Below are 19,669 nucleotides of genomic sequence, written 5' to 3' on the forward strand. Positions count from 1 at the left end.
TATGATTTTTGGAGAACAGCCGGTGGTTCTGATGGCGAGAGATCTGGAAACGAGAAGATCCGGACATATCCGCTGGTTTCAGAGTGCGCTGATGGGGGATCATTTCCGCCGTCAGTTTTTCATGTATGATTTTATGACGGTCATTTATGTTTCACGTGCACTTACCTTCGGGCAGAGCCCGGAAGCAGAGCTGATGGAACTTCGGCATGTGCTGGAACTCTGTCGTCAGAAACAGATTGAACGCTTCATTTTTGTGACGACGAATCAGCCAGGTGAAGATGCACCGACGGCTGCGTCGATTTTTCAGAAAACGGCAGAAGATCTGTGTCATGCCTACACGCGTTCGAATCAGATTCAGTTGAAAATCATCCGCAGTCCATATTTTATCAGTGGTACGAACCCGCAGGACTGGCTGTATCAGACCTTTGCGGCCCTGCAGGAGAAGAAAACGGCACACTGGATGATTCCGGTCAATCCGGAGGAGCAGGCATGCTTCATCGATATCGAGGACCTGAGCCTCTTCCTTTACCGTCTGCTGGATCACTGGATGGGTGAACCTGAAGAGCTGGAGCTTATGGCTTATGGACATGCCTCTTTTCAGCATCTCGCAGAACGCCTTCAGGGATATTTTCCGGATACGATCGTCCAGTGCGAAAGCAGCGAGCCAGTGCATCTTGCGTCTACAGAAAATTCGATGGAAAACGTCGCCCGTCGGCTCTATGGATGGTATGCGATGAAAGACTGTGTTGCAGAACTGGACACGTATTTTCAGGCGTATAAGGAGCAGACAGCAGAAAAAAAGAGCTGGAAGGAACGCGTACAGCGCTATGCGATTCTAAGAAATCGTATACTGATTGGGGCGGAGCTGGTACTGGGCGGCCTGTTGGTGGAGCTATTGAATCGACTGGCCGGAAGCAGTGCACAGTTTCGTATGATCGATATACGCCTTCTTTTTGTGGTCATCATGTCGAGTACTTATGGAACCGGTATCGGTCTGATGACGGCCGTGATGGAAGTCCTGTCCCTCAGCGTCGCGTTTTATCGGGAAGGACGAAACTGGATACAGCTTTTTTATGATCCGAGCAACTGGCTTCCATTCATCCTGCTTCTTCTGGTAAGTGCAGTCTGTGGCTATCTTTGTGAGCGAAACCGGGATACGGAGCAGGCGCTTCGGAATGAAGCGAAAAAGTATGGTGAAGAACTGCAGTTTGTGACCGGGCTCTATCAGGAAATGCAGGACTATAAAAATGAATATAAGCGAAATCTGATCGAAAGCCGGGACGGTTTCGGACGGATTTTTGAGGTAGTAGAGCGGCTCAGCCATACCATCCCCCAAAAAATCTTTTCGGAGTCGATTCTTGCGATGGAGGAGGTGCTGAATAATCATTCCATCGCCATCTATTCTGTGCCTCAGGAGGATGCCCGTTTCGCACGCCTCGAGGTATGCAGTCCAGGGGTGACTGGACTGTCCCGCTCCATTGAGCTGGAGGCTTATCGATCCCTGCTTCCGATTCTTGACCGGGACGAGGTATGGGTGAATCGGAAACTGGAAAGCGGTTATCCGATGCTCCTCAGTGGCGTTCGTCAGAACGGTTATTATGCACTGCTGATTATGATTTATCATGTGGATTACAGTCAGATCAGTAGCTATTATATCAACCTGATTCGCATCCTCCGGCGACTGACGGAGCAGTTTCTGACCCGTGCCTATGATTATCAGCAGGCGAATCGTCAGAAAACCTATCTCGGTGATACGATCATCGTCAACACGGCGTATCTTTGCGAGCAGGAGAAGATACATGAAGAGATGCAGAAGCGTCACGTGAGTACCTATTCCCTGCTTCGGGTTCACCGCGAGCGTCGCTCGCTCAAAGAGATTTCTACGCTTCTCGAGCGCACCATGCGTACGACGGATATCGCAGGACAGGGCAATGACGGCGATATCTACATCATCGCTCCGCAGTCGGATCCGACGACGGCACAGATCATACTGGAGCGCTATCGAAAGCTCGGTCTGGCGGCGGAACTCGTCGAGAAGCTTCCGGGAGGTGGACGATGACGCCGGGGCTCGCCGTACTGTTCCTGCTGCTGCATCTACTGGTCTGCGTGGGCTTTTATTTTCTGCTGCGCTTCCGTATCCTGGAAGCGGATGTTATGCTGCTCCCGATCTGTGTGTTCGTGCCGGTATTCGGTCCGGTGCTGAGCCTGCTTGTGTCCTGGGCCAATGTCAACGGCCTTACAGGATCGAAGAACAGGAACCTGGAGGCGATGCGCAAGGATCTTGTAAGTGAGAAGAGTACGCCGGATGTCGATCAGGAATCAGGAGAGGCGTTGCCGCTGCAGGATGCGCTCATCCTGAATGACGCTGGTGTTCGTCGAGACGCGATGCTGGAGATTCTCCTGCATGGCGCATCCGATATGAGCTATGTGCTGCATCAGGCGAAGGATAATGCGGATGTGGAGGTCGTTCATTACGCGACGACGGCACTTTCAGAGCTTCTGAAGAACTATGACCTGCGCCTTCAGAAGCTGAGTAAAGCACATGAGGAGCATCCGGAGGATGCGGAGGTGCTGGCAGACTATATCGATACCCTGGATGAGTACCTCCGAAATGCACTGGCCGAAGGTGAAAATCTCCGGATCCAGCGTACGCGTTACGTGACACTTCTCAAGGAACGCATACAGAAGGAAATGCGCATCGAAGATGTACGGGCACTCATTCGGAGCCTGATGTACTCGAAGAATTATGACCAGGCAGAGCAGTGGCTCGTACAGATGGAGACACGCTGGCCGGAACGGGAGGAAACGATGATGCTCCGCCTACGCTACTACTATGAGCTTCATATGGGCGCAGCATTCACCGCGTATATCGAAAAGCTGAAGACGAGCGGATGTTACCTTTCCGGTCGGCTTCGTCGCGTGATTCAGTTCTGGGAGGAGACCTGATGAAAAAGAACGGGAATACATATCGATTTCATGCCGTCTTTCGCGTGTTTATCGGCTTTTTCGCGATCTTCTGTCTGCTTCTCATGGAACGAAGGGGTATCACATATGAGGGTACCGAGCGTGGGACGAAACTGCTTTCGACGGAACAGACGCTCGTAAACAAGCCACTCAGTGAAACGGCCGAGTGTCTTCTACTTGTCAACAGCCAGAACATGAACAGTATGTCTGCACGCGCAGAATATGAGCAGATGCTTACGGATATGCGGATCAGCTATCAGGTCCAGGACGTGCGGGCGCAGGAGACGATCCTCGATTTCGATGACTTCCGGACCGTGGTGCTTCTTTTACCAGATGTGACACCGCTCGGGAATCAGCTTCTCTCGCTTTGCGACTGGGTACAGTCTGGTGGCCGTGTCCTTTTCGGCATGCCGGTAGAGAAAACACATGCGTTTTCTGCGATTCAGAATCATCTCGGGATTCTCGATTCCGGCTATGATTTTAAAATGGTGCCGGATTTTCGAGCGCTGGATACGTTTATGCTGGGGGCCGACCGGATCTATACCTTCGATGATCCATATGAAGCGGCCATGAATGTCGGTCTGGATGATCAGTGCATCCTATATGCCAGTACTTCGGATGAGCGGGTGCCGCTGATCTGGTCCCGTGCGTACGGTGAAGGTCGTTTCGTCTTCTGTAACCTGGCTTACTGTGAGAAGAGCACACGTGGCATCTATGCTTCTGCCTACAGTCTTCTCGAGGATGTCTGCATCTATCCGGTGATCAATGCTTCCGCCTTTTACCTCGATGACTGGCCGTCACCGGTCCCGATGGGCGATGGTCAGTATGTAAAACGCGATTATCAGATGGATATCCCAGAATTTTATTCCCAGGTCTGGTGGCCGGATGTCGCAGAGCTCGGCCGGAAGTACAGTATCCCGTTCACAGGTCTCATCATCGAGAATTATGATGATGAAACGGATGGAGAGGTGGAGCGAAACACGGTCATTTCCGATTACAGCTATTATGGAAACATGCTGCTCGATGAGGGCGGCGAGCTCGGCTATCATGGCTACAACCACCAGCCACTGTGCGGACCGGATTTTCAGTATTCGGTCGACCTCGGCTATCACAACTGGACATCTACCGACGCCATGGCGAAGGCGATGACGGAAGTGAAGGATTTCTCCGAGGGACTGTTTCCGAATACGAAGCTGCAGGTCTATGTGCCGCCATCGAACGTTTTATCACCGGAGGGACGGGCACTGATCGGACAGCGATTCCGGAATATCCGGGCGATTGCGAGCTGTTATCTCCCGGGCGAAAGCGGCTATGCGCAGGAGTTTGAGGTGGCAGAGGATGGTGTCGTCGAAACCCCGCGTATCATTTCGTCCTGTATCCTGGATGAATATATGCGTCTCTCTGCTTTTTCAGAGCTCAATATGCATCTCGTGAATTCTCACTTCATGCATCCAGATGATCTTCTCGATGAAGACCGCGGGGCGGCACTCGGCTGGGCGACCCTGAAGGACCGGCTTACAGCGTATATCGAGTGGCTGAACCGGGCGGCACCACCGATCCGGCATGTGACCGGCAGCGGGATGGCGGCAGCGGTGCAGCGCTTCAGTGGTGTTTCGGTCGAACGGACCGTGACGGACGACAGCATTGGCCTGCGCCTCGGCGGGGTGACGGACGATGATTATTTCCTGGTACGTGTCAACGAGGGCAGGATCACGGAGCTGGAGGGCGGTACGCTCGAGCATCTCACAGGAAATCTGTACCTTCTGCATACGACGGGAAGGGAAGTAAGGATGCAGCGTGGAAAATAACAGGAGAAACTATGCGCATTTGTCTTATTCTGGAGGGAAGCTACCCCTATACACACGGCGGTGTTTCCAGCTGGATGCATAATTACATACAGCAGATGCCGGAAACAGAATTCGTGCTCTGGGTCATCGGCGCCTATCATAAGGATCAGGGAAAGTTCTTCGTGCAGCCGCCGGAAAATGTGGTCGAGATCCATGAGGTATTTCTGGACGATGCGCTGAAGGTGCGCATCGAGCAGGATCATCGTTATCATTTTAAGGAAGAGGAGATAGCGGCGCTGCAGGCACTGATGGACTGCGCACATCCGGACTGGCATGTGCTGTGTGATCTGTACCAGACGAAGCAGATAAAGCCGGGGGCCTTTCTCATGAGCGAAGCCTTTCTCGATATTCTGACGAAGCTGTGTACGGAGCAGTATCCGTATGCCGCCTTTTCAGATACCTTCCATACGATCCGCTCCATGCTGCTGCCGGTACTGTATCTGCTGTCGCAGCCGATCCCAGAAGCCGACATGTATCACACGATCTGCACCGGGTATGGCGGGCTGCTGGCGACGATGGCGAGCATCATAAAGAAGAAACCGCTGGTGCTCACGGAGCACGGTATTTACAGCCGTGAGCGGGAAGAGGAGATCATCCGCGCGGGCTGGGTCCTCCCGACCTTCAAGCGTCAGTGGATAAAGTTTTTCTATATGCTTTCCGATGCAGTCTATCAGCAGGCGATGGTGATCACCTCGTTGTTTCAGCGCGCGAAGGATACGCAGATCGAACTGGGGGCGGCACCGGAGAAGTGCCACGTCATCGGAAACGGCATAAATTATGCACGTTTTTCCAGGATTCCCATGAAAAAGAAAAACGGTATGATCGATATCGCAGCGGTGATCCGAATTGCTGCCATCAAGGATGTCAAAACCCTGATCTATGCCTATAAGGAGCTGACGATGCGGGTGCCGAATACGCGGCTGCACATCCTGGGTGGGGTCGATGACGAGGAGTATGCGGCGGAGTGTCATGCCCTCGTGCATGAGCTTCGCCTGGAAACGCTCAGCTTCGTCGGTCAGGTGGATGTCGTGAAGTACATGGAGCAGATCGATTTCACGGTCCTGACCTCCATTTCAGAGGGCCAGCCACTGTCGGTGCTCGAATCGTTTGCGGCCGGACGTCCGGCGGTTACGACCGATGTCGGCTGCTGCCGTGAACTGATCAGAGGCGGAGTATATGATCCCTACGGTCCGGCCGGCTACTGTGTGCCGCCGATGAACCGGCAGGCCCTCGCGGATGCGCTGGAGTGGATGTGTCGTGATGATGAAAAACGCCTGGAGATGGGGCGGGCCGGGCAGCAGCGCGCAGAACACTATTTCCGACAGGAGATGATGATGGAAAAATACCGTGCGATGTATGATGAGGTAAACGAAAAGTGGCAGGAATCGGTTTCGAATTAAAGAAATTATTTAAGCAGCAGGGAATTCTGAAGCTGATGCGGGCCTATGGCTATACCGGACTGGTGACGGCCGGCCCGATGCTTCTGGGCGTATGTTTTCTCATGGGGATCGGCTTCATCGCAGCGTATTTCGGCCTCGATGCACATCAGCGGGAGCTGCTGAATGCGATGATCACCTATGCACTGCTCGGTTCGCTCGTATTGACCGGTTATATTTCACTGACGCTCTCCCGTTATATTTCCGATATGCTCTATACAAATAATGAGCGACGGGTTATGCCTTCCCTGAAAGGCGTGCTGGCATTGCTGCTGCCACTGGGGGCCGTGCTGTATGGCACCTTCCTCTGCATGGCGGGAATCAGCATCGGAGAGATCATCCTGAACTTCCTGTTTTTTATGGAGCTTGTGGTGGTCTGGACAGAGATGCATTATATGACCGCCATCAAGGATTATAAGGGGATACTGCTCAGCTATCTGCTGGCCATCGGACTCAGCTTTCTCGCGGCCGCCCTCGGCTGTCGCCTTTTCGGCGCGCGGCTGGAGGTCCTGCTGCTGAGTGTGATTCTCGGCTATGGCGTGATGATGATCCTGAATTATCTCCTGCTGAATGCCTTTTTTCCGCAGGGAAGCGGATACTACTTCGAGTTTCTGGACTGGATGGAGCAGTACCGCTGGCTGAGTGCAAACGGCTTCATGCTGAACATCGGACTTTTTTCACATCTCGTGATCGCCTGGTGCCGACCGGATATCGGAGAACAGATCCAGGGGCTGTTTTACGGGGCACCGCAGCATGATGTTGCTGCGCTCTATGCATTTATGACGATTCTGGTGACGACCATCAACTTCGTTGCTTCGGTGGAAGTGAATTTTTATCCGAAATATCGTGCCTACTATGATCTGTTTAACGGTCGGGGCTCGATCACGGAGATTCAGCTGGCGGAGCAGGAGATGATGTATGTCATGGAGCGGGAGCTTGCCTACACCGCGAAGCGTCAGCTGTATACGACGGCCATCGCGATCTCACTCGGAACGCTCGTCCTGCATGCACTGCCACTCGGTTTTGATGCCCTCATGGATGGCTATTTCCGTATCCTCTGTGTCGGCTATGGACTCTATGCGGTAGGCAACGTGCTGATGCTCATGCTGCTGTATTTCACCGATTATAAGGGGGCCGGCATCGCCAGTATCAGCTATGCTCTGGTGACGACCATCGGCTCCCTCCTGGCGCTTCGACTGCCGAGCCGTTACGTGGGCTTCGCCTTTGCCATCGGCGGCATGGTCTATTTCTGTGTATCCTGGGTTCGGCTCAATACCTACACCAGGCGCCTTCCCTACCATATTCTGAGTACGCAGCCCTTTGTGGCAGAGCGGAAGCACGGATTTTTCACCTGGCTTCATGAACGACTGGAGGTATTATGCGAGATTTCTTAAAAGGGAAAAATGTTGGGTCGATGCTGCTGATCGTCGTCCTGCTGCTGGCACTGTCGGTGGGTGGTGCCGTCTATAACGCTGCTCTTTCTGGACAGCATGTACACGAAGAGGCATCGGTGACGAAAAAAGCGGCAGGGACAGCGCACAAAAAAACCGAGGAGGATGTCGCCGCTTCGACGGCAGCGGAGAGCGGGCAGGCGACGGATACAGCGGCTGGGGATATCTCTATCGAAACGGTCGCCGCGATTCCGCATCTCGAAGATAAAAAGACGCTGTATGAAAACGATGTGGAGGACTCGGTGGTCACGATGTACCTGACGGTGCGTCGTGGTAATGCCGGCGACAACACGGATCACAGCTGGGCAGACATCAACAGCTACTCGGCATATGACTATGAGGCGATGGGGATCGACCGCTACCAGGTAGAGGGACTGCTGCAGGTCGGCGATGAAAATGGACCGGTGGCCGGTGAACTCGGCTTCGGAGAAACTGCGCCGAATGCAACCGTCCAGATCCGCGGACAGACCTCAAGTAAGAATCCACAAAAGAATTATAAGATCCGGCTGAAGGATGAGCATGGAAGCTGGCGCGGACAGCAGACGATTGCGCTGAATAAGCATATGACGGATGGGCTACGCTATCGAAACAAGCTGGCCTTCGATCTTCTAAAAGAGATCCCGCAGCTCATCTCGCTGCGCACCCAGTTCGTCCATCTCTATGTGAAGGATCAGACGACGGATCCCGCGAATGAACGCTTTCAGGACTATGGCCTCTATACACAGGTAGAACAGCTGAATAAGACCGCCCTTCGCGCACATGGTCTCGACCGGTATGGACAGCTTTATAAAGTGAACACCTGCGAATTCTATCGCTATGAAGATACGATCCGGCTGGAGACGGATCCGGATTTCGACCAGAAAGCCTTTGAAGAACTGCTGGAAATCAAGGGAGATCATGATCACAGCAAGCTGATCCGTATGTTAGACGAGATCAATGACTATTCCGTGAAATCAGATCAGCTGATTTCAGACTGGCTCGATGAGGAGAACATCGCCTACTGGATGGCGTTCCAGATCCTGATGGGAAATGCGGATAGCCAGAACCGGAATTTCTATATCTACAGTCCGAAAAACGTTGATCGCTTCTATATCCTCCCATGGGATTTTGACAGTACACTGTTTTATGACCAGTATGCGCTGAGCGGTCGCAGCGAAAACAGCAGCTGGGAACGTGGTATCTCCAACTACTGGGGCAATATCCTGTTCCGGCGCTGTCTGCAGTCGTCGCATTTTCGAAGTGTGCTTGATGAAGCCATCGAGGATCTACGCACGCATGTGCTGACGAAGGAGCATATGACGAGCATGGCCGGGCGCTATGCGGCGGTCGTAAAAAAATATGTTTATCAGCAGCCGGATATCATGAACGCCCCGCTTACGGAAGCACAGTATGATACACTAAGCGAAAACATCTACCGAAACGTCGAAGAGGCGTACCAGTCGTACCGGGCATCTCTCGATAAACCGATGCCGTTCTATATCGGCGTGCCGGAGCCGGATGGAGAAGGAAAGCTCCGAATCACATGGGATCCTTCCTATGATTTCCGGGAGGGTACACTCGTGTATCATGCCAGCATTGCCCGAAACAGTGATGGCAGCGAGGTGGTGGCGTCCTATGAGGGTGCATGGCCGGAATGGACGACCGAGCTGCTGCCGGCGGGACAGTATTTCCTGAAACTGAGTGTCCAGGATGAAGCAGGGAATACGCAGGACGCGTTTGATTACTGTGTGACGAAGAAGGGAAAGGTATATGGCACGAAGTGCTTTTATGTCGATGCCGATGGCACGATTTCCGAGGATATCGTCGAAGAGAAGGACCTGGAGTGATATGAGTGTGTTCGATCTGAAATCGATGTTAAAGATGCCGGAGCGCCCGGCGAAGCCCTTCCGCCATGAGCTGAAATTCCTCATAAATGAGGGGGAGCGCGAGCTTCTCAAAACCCGGATGCGACCGCTGTTTCAGCTGGATCCGCATGCCGTGAACGGGCAGTATCTGATCCGGAGTCTCTACTTCGATGATTACTGGAACTCCGCGTATGAAGAAAAGGACATGGGTGTGATGGAACGGCAGAAGTACCGGATCCGCATCTATAACTGTAAGGAGGATGTGATTCATCTCGAGCGGAAGCGGAAGTCCGGGCAGTATATTTTTAAGGAATCGGCGAGGCTGACACGGGAGGAGGTCGAGCGTATTTTACGTAGCGATTATGCGTTTCTGCTGCATCATCCGGCACCGCTCTGCAGGGAATTCTATGTGGAGTGTGTATCGCACGTGATGCGTCCGCGCGTCATCGTGGATTATGATCGGGAGCCCTTTATCATGGAGGCGGGCACGGTGCGCGTGACCTTCGATAATGATGTCCGTGCAGCGATCCTCCGTGAGGATATCTTCGATCCGGACTTGCCGACGCTTCCGGTACTGGAGCCGGGGAAGACCGTCATGGAAGTGAAGTTTACTGAGTTTCTGCCGGACATCGTCCGGAATACGATTCTGCCGTCTGCGGCAGAATATACGGCCCTGTCAAAATATGTGCTGTGCTATGAGAAAACGCGTTATCTGCATGGCTTCGACTACTGGGCGGAGAGCGAAGGAGTGAAAAGATGAGTGTAAAGGATGTTATTAAAAATTCATTTCTGAAACAGATGGGGACCTATGATATGGGCAGCCTCGCAATCTCGCTGCTTGCGGCGGTGCTGCTCGGTGTGTTCATCTACCTCGTGTATAAGACCTTCTATTCCGGCGTCATCTACAGTCGCAGCTTCGCGGTCACGCTCGTCGGCATGTGCGTACTGACCTGCATGGTGACGCTCGCGATCAGTACGAACGTCGTGATTTCCCTCGGTATGGTCGGTGCACTGTCCATCGTCCGCTTTCGAACGGCTATCAAGGACCCCATGGATCTTCTGTATCTGTTCTGGGCGATCACGGTCGGCATCACGACCGGTGCGACCATGTATGGCCTCGCGCTGATCTCCTCGATCGTGATGGTCGTGATGATCGTGGCCTTTTATTATCATCAAGAGAAGGGACAAATCTACATCGCCGTGATTCATTATGAAGCACCGGCGCGGGAGGAGGATGTGTTTCGTGCATTTCAGGGACAGAAATATCGGCTGAAGTCACAGACGATGCGGAAGGATCAGACCGAGCTCGCAGCGGAGGTCTTCGTGCGGAACGGTGACACCGGCTTCGCAGAGCGCATGCGCGCCCTCGAAGGCGTCCGGGATGTGACCCTGATCCAGTACAACGGCGAGTATCACGGCTGAGAGGGATGTCCGCTGGCGTTACTCATATGACATAAAGTGGCATGTACGACGATGATCTAGACTTGAGGTTTTTATGATAAAAAAAAGAATCACCGCATTTCTCTGCGGTCTGCTCTGTCTGATGAGCACCGGCTGTGGGCTGCAGACGGCAGCGGCAGAGGAGCGGATCCAGTATCGGAGCTCGGATGCATTTTTCGTGAATCCGCTCATCGGCTATATGCAGAATGCGGAGGAGAGCGAACCGTATACGGAGACCTCGCTCGTGTATATCGACCTTACCTGGCGGGAGCTCGAGCCGGAGCGCGGGCAGTTTAACTGGGATGCGGTCGCAGAAGCGAATCATCTTTCGCGCTGGCGGGCGAAATGGAAGCATGCCGTGCTTCGCTTCGTCTGCGATCTGCCGGGGAAGGAAGCGCACCGCGATATCCCGGACTGGCTCTATGCAGAGACCGGCGACGGGATGGACTATGATATCGACTACGGTCGCGGCTACTGCCCGAACTATGCCAATGCCGTCTTCCGGGAAGAACATCACCGTGCGTTACGGGAAATCGGGCGCTATTTTTCAGAAAACTGGGGAGCCTTCGTGGCCTATGTGGAGTTCGGGAGCCTCGGACACTGGGGTGAGTGGCATGTGAAGTATGCGGAGGGTCTACCGTACCTTCCAAATGCAGCGATACGCAGAGAATATGTCGAGGACTATGTCGAGGCTTTTCCGAATGCGCGGCTATTATCCCGCCGAAGCTTTCAGGAAATGCCGGCGGGCACCGGCATTTATAACGATGTGACTGGCAATGTACCGGAAACGGAACGTCTCCTCCGGGAGCTTTCGGAAGGTGCAGACTTCGGCTCAGCGCAGGAAGAGGGTGCCATAAAGCCACTTTCGAAGATATGGAACAGCGCGCCCGTGGGCGGAGAGTATACCAGCAGTCTGTCGATGGAAAACATGCTGAACCGTGACTTCCGAAGCACCCTGAAGCTGATCGAAGCATCGCATCCCTCCTTCCTCGGCCCGAAGATCCCGGATATGCGGGGCGGAGCAGAAGATGACGAGCAGCTGTCTGCGACAGCCCTCCAAAACGCCCGGAAAATTCAGGGCATGCTCGGCTATCGCTACCGCGTGACGGAGATCCGCATCTCCGACGCTGCCACCGATGACGGAGCATTGGCAACCCTGTATAAACAGTTGACAGGACAGATGGGCAGCCCGCAGACATATCAATGTGTCCGCGTGACCCTGCGGAATGACGGACGCGCGCCGATGTACTTCGACTGGCCGGTGAAGCTGTATCTCGTGAAGGACGGTGATCGAACGCCGTGCAGCGCGTATCCGCTGGGCGGACTTCAGCTCACGAAGATCCCGGAGGACAGCGAGGCGAGCGCAGAGGTTCTGATCCCCGCCGCAGAGCTTGAGGCCGAAAACACGCAGCTTTACATCGGCATCGAGGATCCGGAAAGCGGAAAACCTTCGGTGCAGCTCGCGATGGACGTACCAATGCTCGACGGCATGTATCTTCTGAGGTGAGAAAGCGTGCCGCGCTCCTCCACTTCCCCTGCTGAACGATGCCCTTGATTTTCCGGAGATCCGACAGCACGCGAGCACTTCGCTTTCCCTGCTGAGCGATGTCCTGAGCGCACCTGAGCTTACAGTGCAGGCAGAATATAGAATAAAAGATAAGGAGATTCCTCATGGCTGAAATACTGATAAAGGCAGCGTCTTTTGTTGCCATTATTTTTATGGGATATCTGTTGAGAAAGAAGGGATTTTTTAAAGAAGAGGATTTTCATGTGCTTTCAAAGATCGTTTTAAAAATCACCCTTCCCGCAGCGATTGTATCTAATTTTTCAGGGGCGGATGTAAAGGTCTCGCTTCTGATCTTATCTGTGATTGGGCTGGGAGGCGGACTGATCCTTATGGCTGCCGCGTATCTGACCGCAGGAAAGGACAGGGAGGAAAAGGCATTTTTTATGTTAAATGCCTCTGGCTATAATATAGGAAATTTCACCATGCCCTTTGCGCAGAGCTTCCTGGGATCCGCAGGCGTGATCACAACCAGTCTTTTTGATGCGGGAAATGCGTTTATCTGTCTGGGAGGCGCCTACAGCGCGGCAAAAATGGTAAAGGGAGGGGATGGGAAATTTTCCCTGATGCCGATCGTAAAGACGCTGGTACGCTCCGTTCCCTTCGACGCTTATGTCTTGATGACCGTACTGTCCCTGATCCACGTGTCCCTTCCTGCGCCTGTGATCACATTCTCAGGCATTCTGGCCGGAGCAAATGCGTTTCTGGCCATGCTGATGATGGGTGTAGGATTTAAGATTTCCGGAGACACCAGCCAGAAAGGAAAAATAGTGAAAATCCTGACCGTACGCTACAGTATATCCATCGCCATGGCAGCAGCGCTGTATTTTCTCATGCCGCTTCCACTGGAATACCGTCAGGTTCTGGCGATCCTGCCTTTAAGCCCCATCGCATCGGCAGCGCCTGCGTTTACGGCGGATATGAAAAGCGACTTCGGACTCGCCAGTGCAGTCAATTCCATTTCCATCGTCATCAGCATCGTACTGATCACGGCAACGCTCCTGATCATTCTTTGATACGAAATGTATAGGTTTGACAGAAGCGGGGATAAGGAGATGATCACCAAAGAGAAAATACATACTCGTGACAGCATTGCCCCCGCGGAATTTCTGAAATTTCTACTTGCATTTCAGCGCATCTCGTAGTATCCTTATTCGAGTGTGCAATCGTAAAAACCTTCCAGGTTTTTGCTTGACATAAAAAAGCCGTATGGATATAATTACCCGGTATGACGAAGGAGGTGTAAATATGTCAATTTGTCCTAAGAATCATTCATCGAAGGCTCGCAGAGATTCTAGAAGAGCGAACTGGAAGATGGAAAAGATGAACCTTGTTAAGTGTTCTAAGTGTGGTGCTCTTGTTATGCCTCACAGAGTCTGCAAGGCTTGCGGATCTTACAACAAGCGTGAGATCGTAAAGGTTGAGGACTAATCTCCACCGAATAGAAGATAGAAGCCCGGAGTGAAAGCTCCGGGCTTTTCTTTTAGGTCATGATTTTGTTTTCATACATATCTGATTGGTGTAGACAAGAAACGGAAAACGTGTTAAATTTCGAATCGATAATCGTTATTGATTTGACGATGTTCTGATTTGAATTCTGCGAATTCGATGCTGGAAGCATCGATAAAAGGAGAGACTGCCATGTATTCTATTCGAAATATTACAGATGATGTCGTTTATGTAGGTGTCGAGGATCGTCGCCTGCATCTGTTTGAGAACATTTTCCCGCTGGATCGCGGTGTGACCTATAACGCTTACGTGATCCGGGACGAGAAGACCGCACTCCTCGATACCGCGGATGCGACCGTATCGCGGCAGTTCTTCGAGAACGTGGCGGCGGCGCTCGATGGCCGTGCACTCGACTACCTCATCGTGAACCACATGGAGCCGGATCACTGCGCACTCATCGCTGAGGCACTCGAGAAGTACCCGCAGGCGACGGTCGTGGGCAATGCAAAAACCTTCCAGATGATCACGCAGTTCTTCGCGCTGACGATCCCGGAGGAGCGGAAGCTCGTCGTGAAGGAGGGCGATACCCTCTCCCTCGGTAAGCACCAGCTCAGCTTCGTGATGGCTCCGATGGTCCACTGGCCAGAGGTTATGTTCAGCTATGATGCGACGGAAGGCATCCTGTTCTCCGCCGACGCCTTCGGTGTATTCGGCACGAACAACGGTAACATCTTCGCGGATGAGCTGGATTATAAGGCACAGGACTTCGTAGAGGATGCCCGTCGCTACTACACAAACATCGTCGGCAAGTACGGTATGCAGGTACAGAATGTTCTCAAGAAGGCCGCCGGCATCGACATCCGGATGCTCTGCCCGCTGCACGGACCGATCTGGCGTGAGGACCTCAGCTTCATCCTGAAGCTCTATGATCAGTGGTCCCGCTACGAGGCAGAAGAGAAGGCCGTCGCTGTCTTCTATAACTCCATCTATGGCAACACCGAGTCGGTGATCAATGCTTTCACCATGAAGCTCGCCGCCCGCGGCGTAAAGAACATCAAGGCCTATGATGTATCGAAGACCGACGTCTCCGTGATGATCGCCGAGTGCTTCCGCGTGACGAACCTCGTCTTCGGCGCCACCACCTACAACAACGGCCTCTTCCCGAAGATGGAAAACCTCGTCGCCGACATGAAGGCCCTGAGCGTACAGAATAAGAAGATCTCCATCATCGAAAACGGCAGCTGGGCGCCGACCGCCGGCAAGCTCCTGAAGGCCGAGTTTGACACCCTGAAGAACTGCGCGTACATCGGTGACACCCTCACCATCAAGTCCGCTTCCTTCAGCGCAGAAGCCCTCGACGCCCTCGCGGACGCCGTCGCTGCTTCCCTCCAGTAAAAAATGACATTCAGCCGAAGTCCCACGGGACTTCGGCTTTTGCGTTATCAGAGAGGCCAAGGGGGCTGACCCCCCGCGTAGTGGTCGACGCTCCATGGATTTAGCCAGAAGGGGGTCTGACCCCCTGGAAAAAGCGGTAAATGGAGGCCGGAAGCCCTAAAAATTTGCCGTTTTCCGAGAAAGTGGTATAATAGCCCAAAAGTTTGAGCAAAACGTTGAGGTTTTATATGAAAAAGCTAAGTAGCATCCTGCTCATCCTTTGTGTCCTGCTCCTCGGATGTCAGCGGCAGAACCCGCTGGTCTATAACGTGAATAAGTCCGACGAGCTCCGGGAATATGAATCCGAATCCGAAGAGGAATCGAGATTCGCCGAATCCCTGGCACAGAAGGAGAGTATGAAAGAGGCAGAAAGTCTCGCTGCAGCAGAAGCGGCGGTCTGGACGAAAAAGCTTCCACAGAAAACAGCAACGCGCGTCAAGGGAATCTACCTTACGGCAGTCACTGCCGGTTCCTCGCGCATGCAGGACATCGTCGGGCACCTCGATGAGACCGAGCTGAACGCCGTCGTGATCGACATCCTCGGCGATAAGGGCCGCATCGAGTACCAGATGTCCGCCCCGCTGATCGACGAGATCGGCTCCGCCGAAGACACCATCCCGGACCTCCCGTCCCTGATGAAGACGCTGAAGGAGCATGGCATCTACACCATCGCCCGCATCGTCACCTTCCGTGACCCCTACCTCGCGACCGTGAAGCCGGAGTGGATGAACCATAACGCCGACGGCAGTGTGTTCACGGATAATTCCGGCATGGCCTGGGTCGACCCGTATAACCGCGACGCCTGGGAATATAAGGTCCAGGTCGCGGAGCAGTGTGCCGACGCCGGCTTCGACGAGATCCAGTTCGACTACGTCCGCTTCTGTACCGAACGTGGCATGAACGGCGTCGTCTACCCGGAGGAGGAAACCCAGGGCATGGATAAGACGGACATCATCACCGAGTTCGTCCGCTTCGCCTCCGATCGCCTCGCAGCGAAAAATGTATTTATGTCTACCGACGTCTTCGGAACCATCATCGGCTCCTACGTCGATACCGTCTCAGTCGGACAGGACTACCCGGTGATGGCCGGTGCGGTCGATTATATGTGTCCGATGATCTACCCATCCCACTATGGAAACGGAAATTTCGGTCTCGAGGTCCCGGATCTCGAACCATATAAGGCCATTCTCGGCGCGTGCAATGCCTCCAGAAAGGACCTCGCCCTCGACTATACCGACGGCGTGCATCAGGCGATCGTGCGCCCGTGGCTGCAGGGCTTCACCGCCAGCTGGCTGAAGAGCTTCAAGCGCTACGGTGCAGCGGAGATCCGCCAGCAGATCCAGGCGGTCTACGACGCCGGCTATGACGAGTGGATCATCTGGAACGCCAGCAACGAATACGACTGGAGTGCCTACCTGAGTGATGAGCAGGCTGCCCAGGAAGATCAGCAGATAAAGGCGAAGCGTGCCGCCGACGCCCAGGCCGCCATCGACGCGAGTCGCGCCGCCGAGGAAAGCGAAGCCGCCAGCCGCGCCGCCGCCCTCGAATCCATCGCCCAGTCGAAGGAGGACGCTGCAAACGCCATCGAGACCGCTGCGGAGTCTTCTGAAAACTGAGTTATAGCGCATATGATGATACATTATGAAAGAGCCCTTTGACGCGGCACGGGTTTCTGTTATAATTGGCATTTGTGGAATAAACGTTAATTCGTAAGAAACTGAATCACAAGGGGATACAGATTATGAAGTATAATTTTAAAAAGATCGAACCGAAGTGGCAGGCGAAGTGGGAAGAAGCCCAGGCCTTCAAGGCGGTAGACTTCAGCGAGAAGCCGAAGTGGTACGGACTCGTCGAGTTCCCATACCCGTCGGGTGCCGGCATGCACGTCGGTCATATCAAGGCATACTCCTCCGTCGAGGTGCTCTCACGTAAGCGCAGAATGCAGGGCTACAACGTCCTCTTCCCGATGGGCTTCGACTCCTTCGGACTGCCGGCAGAGAACTATGCCATCAAGACCAACACCCACCCGCATATCATCACGGAGAAGAACATCCAGCACTTCAAGGATCAGATGGAGAAGGTCGGCTTCTCCTTCGACTGGAGCCGTGAAATCGCAACCTCTCATGAGGATTACTACAAGTGGACCCAGTGGATCTTTGAGAAGCTCTATGAGCATAATCTCGTATTCCGTGCGAAGACCCTCGTCAACTACTGCCCGCACTGCAAGGTCGTTCTCTCGAACGAGGACTCCCAGGGCGGTAAGTGCGACATCTGCCACAGCGATGTCGTACAGCTCTCGAAGGACGTATGGTATCTCCGCATCACACAGTACGCGGACCGTCTCCTGAAGGGACTCGATGATGTCGATTATCCGGAGTCCATCAAGCAGCAGCAGGTGTCCTGGATCGGCCGCAGCACCGGTGCGTTCGTCAACTTCGAGCTCGCCGATCAGGCGGGAAAGGCCGTCGATGACAAGCTCGAGATCTATACCACCCGTTGTGATACCCTCTATGGCGTCACCTTCATGGTCGTCGCTCCGGAGCATCCGACACTCGATAAGTACAAGGATCAGATTACGAACTGGGACGCGGTCATGAACTACCGTGACGAGGCAGCGAAGAAGACCGAGTTCCAGCGTACACAGCTCGTGAAGGAGAAGACCGGCGTACGCATCGAGGGTCTGTCCGCGATCAACCCGATCACCGGTAAGCAGATCCCGATCTTCATCGCCGACTATGTCATGATGGGCTACGGCACCGGTGCGATCATGGCCGTACCGGCACACGATCAGCGTGACTACGACTTCGCAAAGAAGTTCGGTGTTGAGATCGTCGAGGTCATCAAGGGCGGCGATATCTCAAAGGAGGCCTACACCGGCGACGGTGAGATGGTGAACTCCGGCTTCCTCGATGGCTTCACCAACAAGAAGGATTCCATCCACAAGATGCTCGAGGTCCTCACCGAGCGTGGCATCGGTCACGAGGGCGTACAGTATAAGATGAAGGACTGGGCGTTCAACCGTCAGCGCTACTGGGGTGAGCCGATTCCGCTCATTCACTGCCCGAACTGTGGCACCGTGGTCGTTCCGGAGGAGGAGCTTCCGCTGACCCTTCCGGATGTCGAGAACTTCGAGCCGGGTACCGATGGACAGTCCCCGCTGGCGAAGATCGACAGCTTCGTGAACTGCACCTGCCCGAAGTGCGGTGGTGCGGCGAAGCGTGAGACCGATACCATGCCGCAGTGGGCTGGTTCCTCCTGGTACTTCCTCCGTTTCTGTGATCCACACAACGATCGTGCCTTCGCAGATCCGGACAAGCTCAAGTACTGGATGCCGGTCGACCACTACAACGGTGGTATGGAGCACGTAACGCGTCACCTTCTGTACTCGAGATTCTGGCATCAGTTCCTCTATGACATCAAGGAGGTGCCGACACCGGAGCCATACGCGAAGCGTACCTACCAGGGCCTCATCCTCGGACCAGATGGCGAGAAGATGTCGAAGTCAAAGGGCAATGTCATCGACCCGCTGAACATCGTGGACCTCTACGGTGCGGATACCCTTCGTACCTATGTGCTCTTCATGAGTGACTACACCGCCGCTGCGCCATGGAGCGAGGAGGGTGTACGTGGCGTGAAGCGTTTCCTGGACCGTGTGGCCGGTCTCACCGACATCGCGACCCTCGAGAAGGAGGATCCGAGCCTCGAGACGAAGACCCACAAGACCATCAAGAAGGTCTCCGAGGATATCGAGCGTATGAAGTTCAACACCGCGATCGCTGCGCTGATGACCCTCATCAACGACTACACAAAGGCCGGTGCGATCACCCGTGATGACCTCATCACCTTCATCAAGCTCCTTCATCCGTTTGCACCGCACCTCACAGAGGAAATCTATGAGACCATCGGCGGCGAGGGCCTTCTGACCCTGAGTTCATGGCCGGAGTACGACGAGGCGAAGACGAAGGATGCTGTCATCAACATGGGTGTCCAGATCAACGGTAAGGTGCGTGGCAACATCGACATCCCGGCAGAAGCGACGCAGGACGATGCCGTCGCAGCTGCAAAGGCGAACGAGCAGGTAAGCAAGTACTTCGAGGGCAAGAACATCGTGAAGGTGATCTTCGTTCCTGGAAAGATCCTGAACTTCGTCGTGAAGTAAATATCAGTAACAGTTCAGTGCAGGGGACCCGGAGGAGCGGCAACGGAGGCACAGTACTCCGAGACCGGTTCAATCTAAGCC

Annotated in this window: 14 protein-coding genes; all 14 read left to right on the forward strand. The window is 53.9% G+C overall.

Annotated features, from left to right (window positions below; genetic code table 11):
- Window position 1: 1 nt before the first annotated feature.
- The 14 genes from ACTQ52_RS05795 (at window position 2) to leuS (ending at window position 19,588) form a co-directional block, all read left to right on the forward strand.
- Window positions 2-2,059 (forward strand): DUF4118 domain-containing protein, encoded by a 2,058-nt coding sequence (locus tag ACTQ52_RS05795; RefSeq protein WP_441982039.1) that lies wholly within the window; start codon window positions 2-4, stop codon window positions 2,057-2,059.
- Window positions 2,056-2,946, forward strand: coding sequence for a hypothetical protein (locus ACTQ52_RS05800; protein ID WP_441982040.1), 891 nt, complete (start codon window positions 2,056-2,058; stop codon window positions 2,944-2,946). Before ACTQ52_RS05795 ends, ACTQ52_RS05800 begins: the two co-directional genes overlap by 4 nt.
- On the forward strand, window positions 2,946-4,772 hold the full coding sequence (locus ACTQ52_RS05805) for a DUF2194 domain-containing protein (RefSeq protein WP_441982041.1): 1,827 nt from the start codon (window positions 2,946-2,948) through the stop codon (window positions 4,770-4,772). Before ACTQ52_RS05800 ends, ACTQ52_RS05805 begins: the two co-directional genes overlap by 1 nt.
- 11 nt (window positions 4,773-4,783) lie before the next feature.
- Window positions 4,784-6,211 carry a GT4 family glycosyltransferase PelF gene (gene pelF / locus ACTQ52_RS05810; protein WP_441982042.1) on the forward strand — a complete coding sequence of 476 codons (1,428 nt, stop codon included), beginning with the start codon at window positions 4,784-4,786 and terminating at the stop codon, window positions 6,209-6,211.
- Window positions 6,187-7,641: an exopolysaccharide Pel transporter PelG gene (gene pelG, locus ACTQ52_RS05815; protein ID WP_441982043.1), complete on the forward strand. Its 1,455-nt coding sequence runs from the start codon at window positions 6,187-6,189 to the stop codon at window positions 7,639-7,641. Before pelF ends, pelG begins: the two co-directional genes overlap by 25 nt.
- Complete coding sequence (locus tag ACTQ52_RS05820; RefSeq protein ID WP_441982044.1) at window positions 7,626-9,524, forward strand: CotH kinase family protein; 1,899 nt, start codon at window positions 7,626-7,628, stop codon at window positions 9,522-9,524. Before pelG ends, ACTQ52_RS05820 begins: the two co-directional genes overlap by 16 nt.
- 1 nt (window position 9,525) lies before the next feature.
- The gene (locus ACTQ52_RS05825) at window positions 9,526-10,302 is read left to right on the forward strand and encodes a polyphosphate polymerase domain-containing protein (RefSeq protein ID WP_441982045.1); all 777 of its coding nucleotides are present in this window, start codon (window positions 9,526-9,528) and stop codon (window positions 10,300-10,302) included.
- Complete coding sequence (locus tag ACTQ52_RS05830) at window positions 10,299-10,964, forward strand: DUF4956 domain-containing protein (protein WP_441982046.1); 666 nt, start codon at window positions 10,299-10,301, stop codon at window positions 10,962-10,964. Before ACTQ52_RS05825 ends, ACTQ52_RS05830 begins: the two co-directional genes overlap by 4 nt.
- A 73-nt stretch (window positions 10,965-11,037) precedes the next feature.
- Window positions 11,038-12,489: a hypothetical protein gene (locus ACTQ52_RS05835; protein ID WP_441982047.1), complete on the forward strand. Its 1,452-nt coding sequence runs from the start codon at window positions 11,038-11,040 to the stop codon at window positions 12,487-12,489.
- 164 nt (window positions 12,490-12,653) lie between these two features.
- Window positions 12,654-13,562, forward strand: a complete 909-nt coding sequence (locus ACTQ52_RS05840) for an AEC family transporter (RefSeq protein WP_441982048.1) — start codon at window positions 12,654-12,656, stop codon at window positions 13,560-13,562.
- 232 nt (window positions 13,563-13,794) lie between these two features.
- Entirely contained in the window at window positions 13,795-13,977 is a 183-nt protein-coding gene (gene rpmF, locus ACTQ52_RS05845; protein WP_441982049.1) for a 50S ribosomal protein L32, read from the forward strand.
- 210 nt (window positions 13,978-14,187) lie between these two features.
- On the forward strand, window positions 14,188-15,390 hold the full coding sequence (locus ACTQ52_RS05850; RefSeq protein ID WP_441982050.1) for an FprA family A-type flavoprotein: 1,203 nt from the start codon (window positions 14,188-14,190) through the stop codon (window positions 15,388-15,390).
- A gap of 227 nt (window positions 15,391-15,617) precedes the next feature.
- Entirely contained in the window at window positions 15,618-17,045 is a 1,428-nt protein-coding gene (locus ACTQ52_RS05855) for a putative glycoside hydrolase (protein ID WP_441982051.1), read from the forward strand.
- A 125-nt stretch (window positions 17,046-17,170) separates the two neighbouring features.
- Window positions 17,171-19,588 (forward strand): leucine--tRNA ligase, encoded by a 2,418-nt coding sequence (leuS, locus tag ACTQ52_RS05860; RefSeq protein WP_441227000.1) that lies wholly within the window; start codon window positions 17,171-17,173, stop codon window positions 19,586-19,588.
- Window positions 19,589-19,669: the final 81 nt, after the last annotated feature.

Source organism: Oribacterium sp. Sow4_G1_1, assembly GCF_052116105.1.
GTDB lineage: Bacteria > Bacillota > Clostridia > Lachnospirales > Lachnospiraceae > Oribacterium.

Excerpts from the sequence above, each read along its gene's own strand:
- ACTQ52_RS05830 (WP_441982046.1), top strand. The coding sequence starts at position 10,299 with ATGAGTGTAAAGGATGTTATTAAAAATTCATTTCTGAAACAGATGGGG.
- ACTQ52_RS05805 (WP_441982041.1), top strand. The coding sequence starts at position 2,946 with ATGAAAAAGAACGGGAATACATATCGATTTCATGCCGTCTTTCGCGTG.
- ACTQ52_RS05795 (WP_441982039.1), top strand. The coding sequence starts at position 2 with ATGATTTTTGGAGAACAGCCGGTGGTTCTGATGGCGAGAGATCTGGAA.
- ACTQ52_RS05800 (WP_441982040.1), top strand. The coding sequence starts at position 2,056 with ATGACGCCGGGGCTCGCCGTACTGTTCCTGCTGCTGCATCTACTGGTC.
- ACTQ52_RS05825 (WP_441982045.1), top strand. The coding sequence starts at position 9,526 with ATGAGTGTGTTCGATCTGAAATCGATGTTAAAGATGCCGGAGCGCCCG.
- rpmF (WP_441982049.1), top strand. The coding sequence starts at position 13,795 with ATGTCAATTTGTCCTAAGAATCATTCATCGAAGGCTCGCAGAGATTCT.
- leuS (WP_441227000.1), top strand. The coding sequence starts at position 17,171 with ATGAAGTATAATTTTAAAAAGATCGAACCGAAGTGGCAGGCGAAGTGG.
- ACTQ52_RS05820 (WP_441982044.1), top strand. The coding sequence starts at position 7,626 with ATGCGAGATTTCTTAAAAGGGAAAAATGTTGGGTCGATGCTGCTGATC.
- pelF (WP_441982042.1), top strand. The coding sequence starts at position 4,784 with ATGCGCATTTGTCTTATTCTGGAGGGAAGCTACCCCTATACACACGGC.
- ACTQ52_RS05840 (WP_441982048.1), top strand. The coding sequence starts at position 12,654 with ATGGCTGAAATACTGATAAAGGCAGCGTCTTTTGTTGCCATTATTTTT.
- ACTQ52_RS05835 (WP_441982047.1), top strand. The coding sequence starts at position 11,038 with ATGATAAAAAAAAGAATCACCGCATTTCTCTGCGGTCTGCTCTGTCTG.
- ACTQ52_RS05850 (WP_441982050.1), top strand. The coding sequence starts at position 14,188 with ATGTATTCTATTCGAAATATTACAGATGATGTCGTTTATGTAGGTGTC.
- ACTQ52_RS05855 (WP_441982051.1), top strand. The coding sequence starts at position 15,618 with ATGAAAAAGCTAAGTAGCATCCTGCTCATCCTTTGTGTCCTGCTCCTC.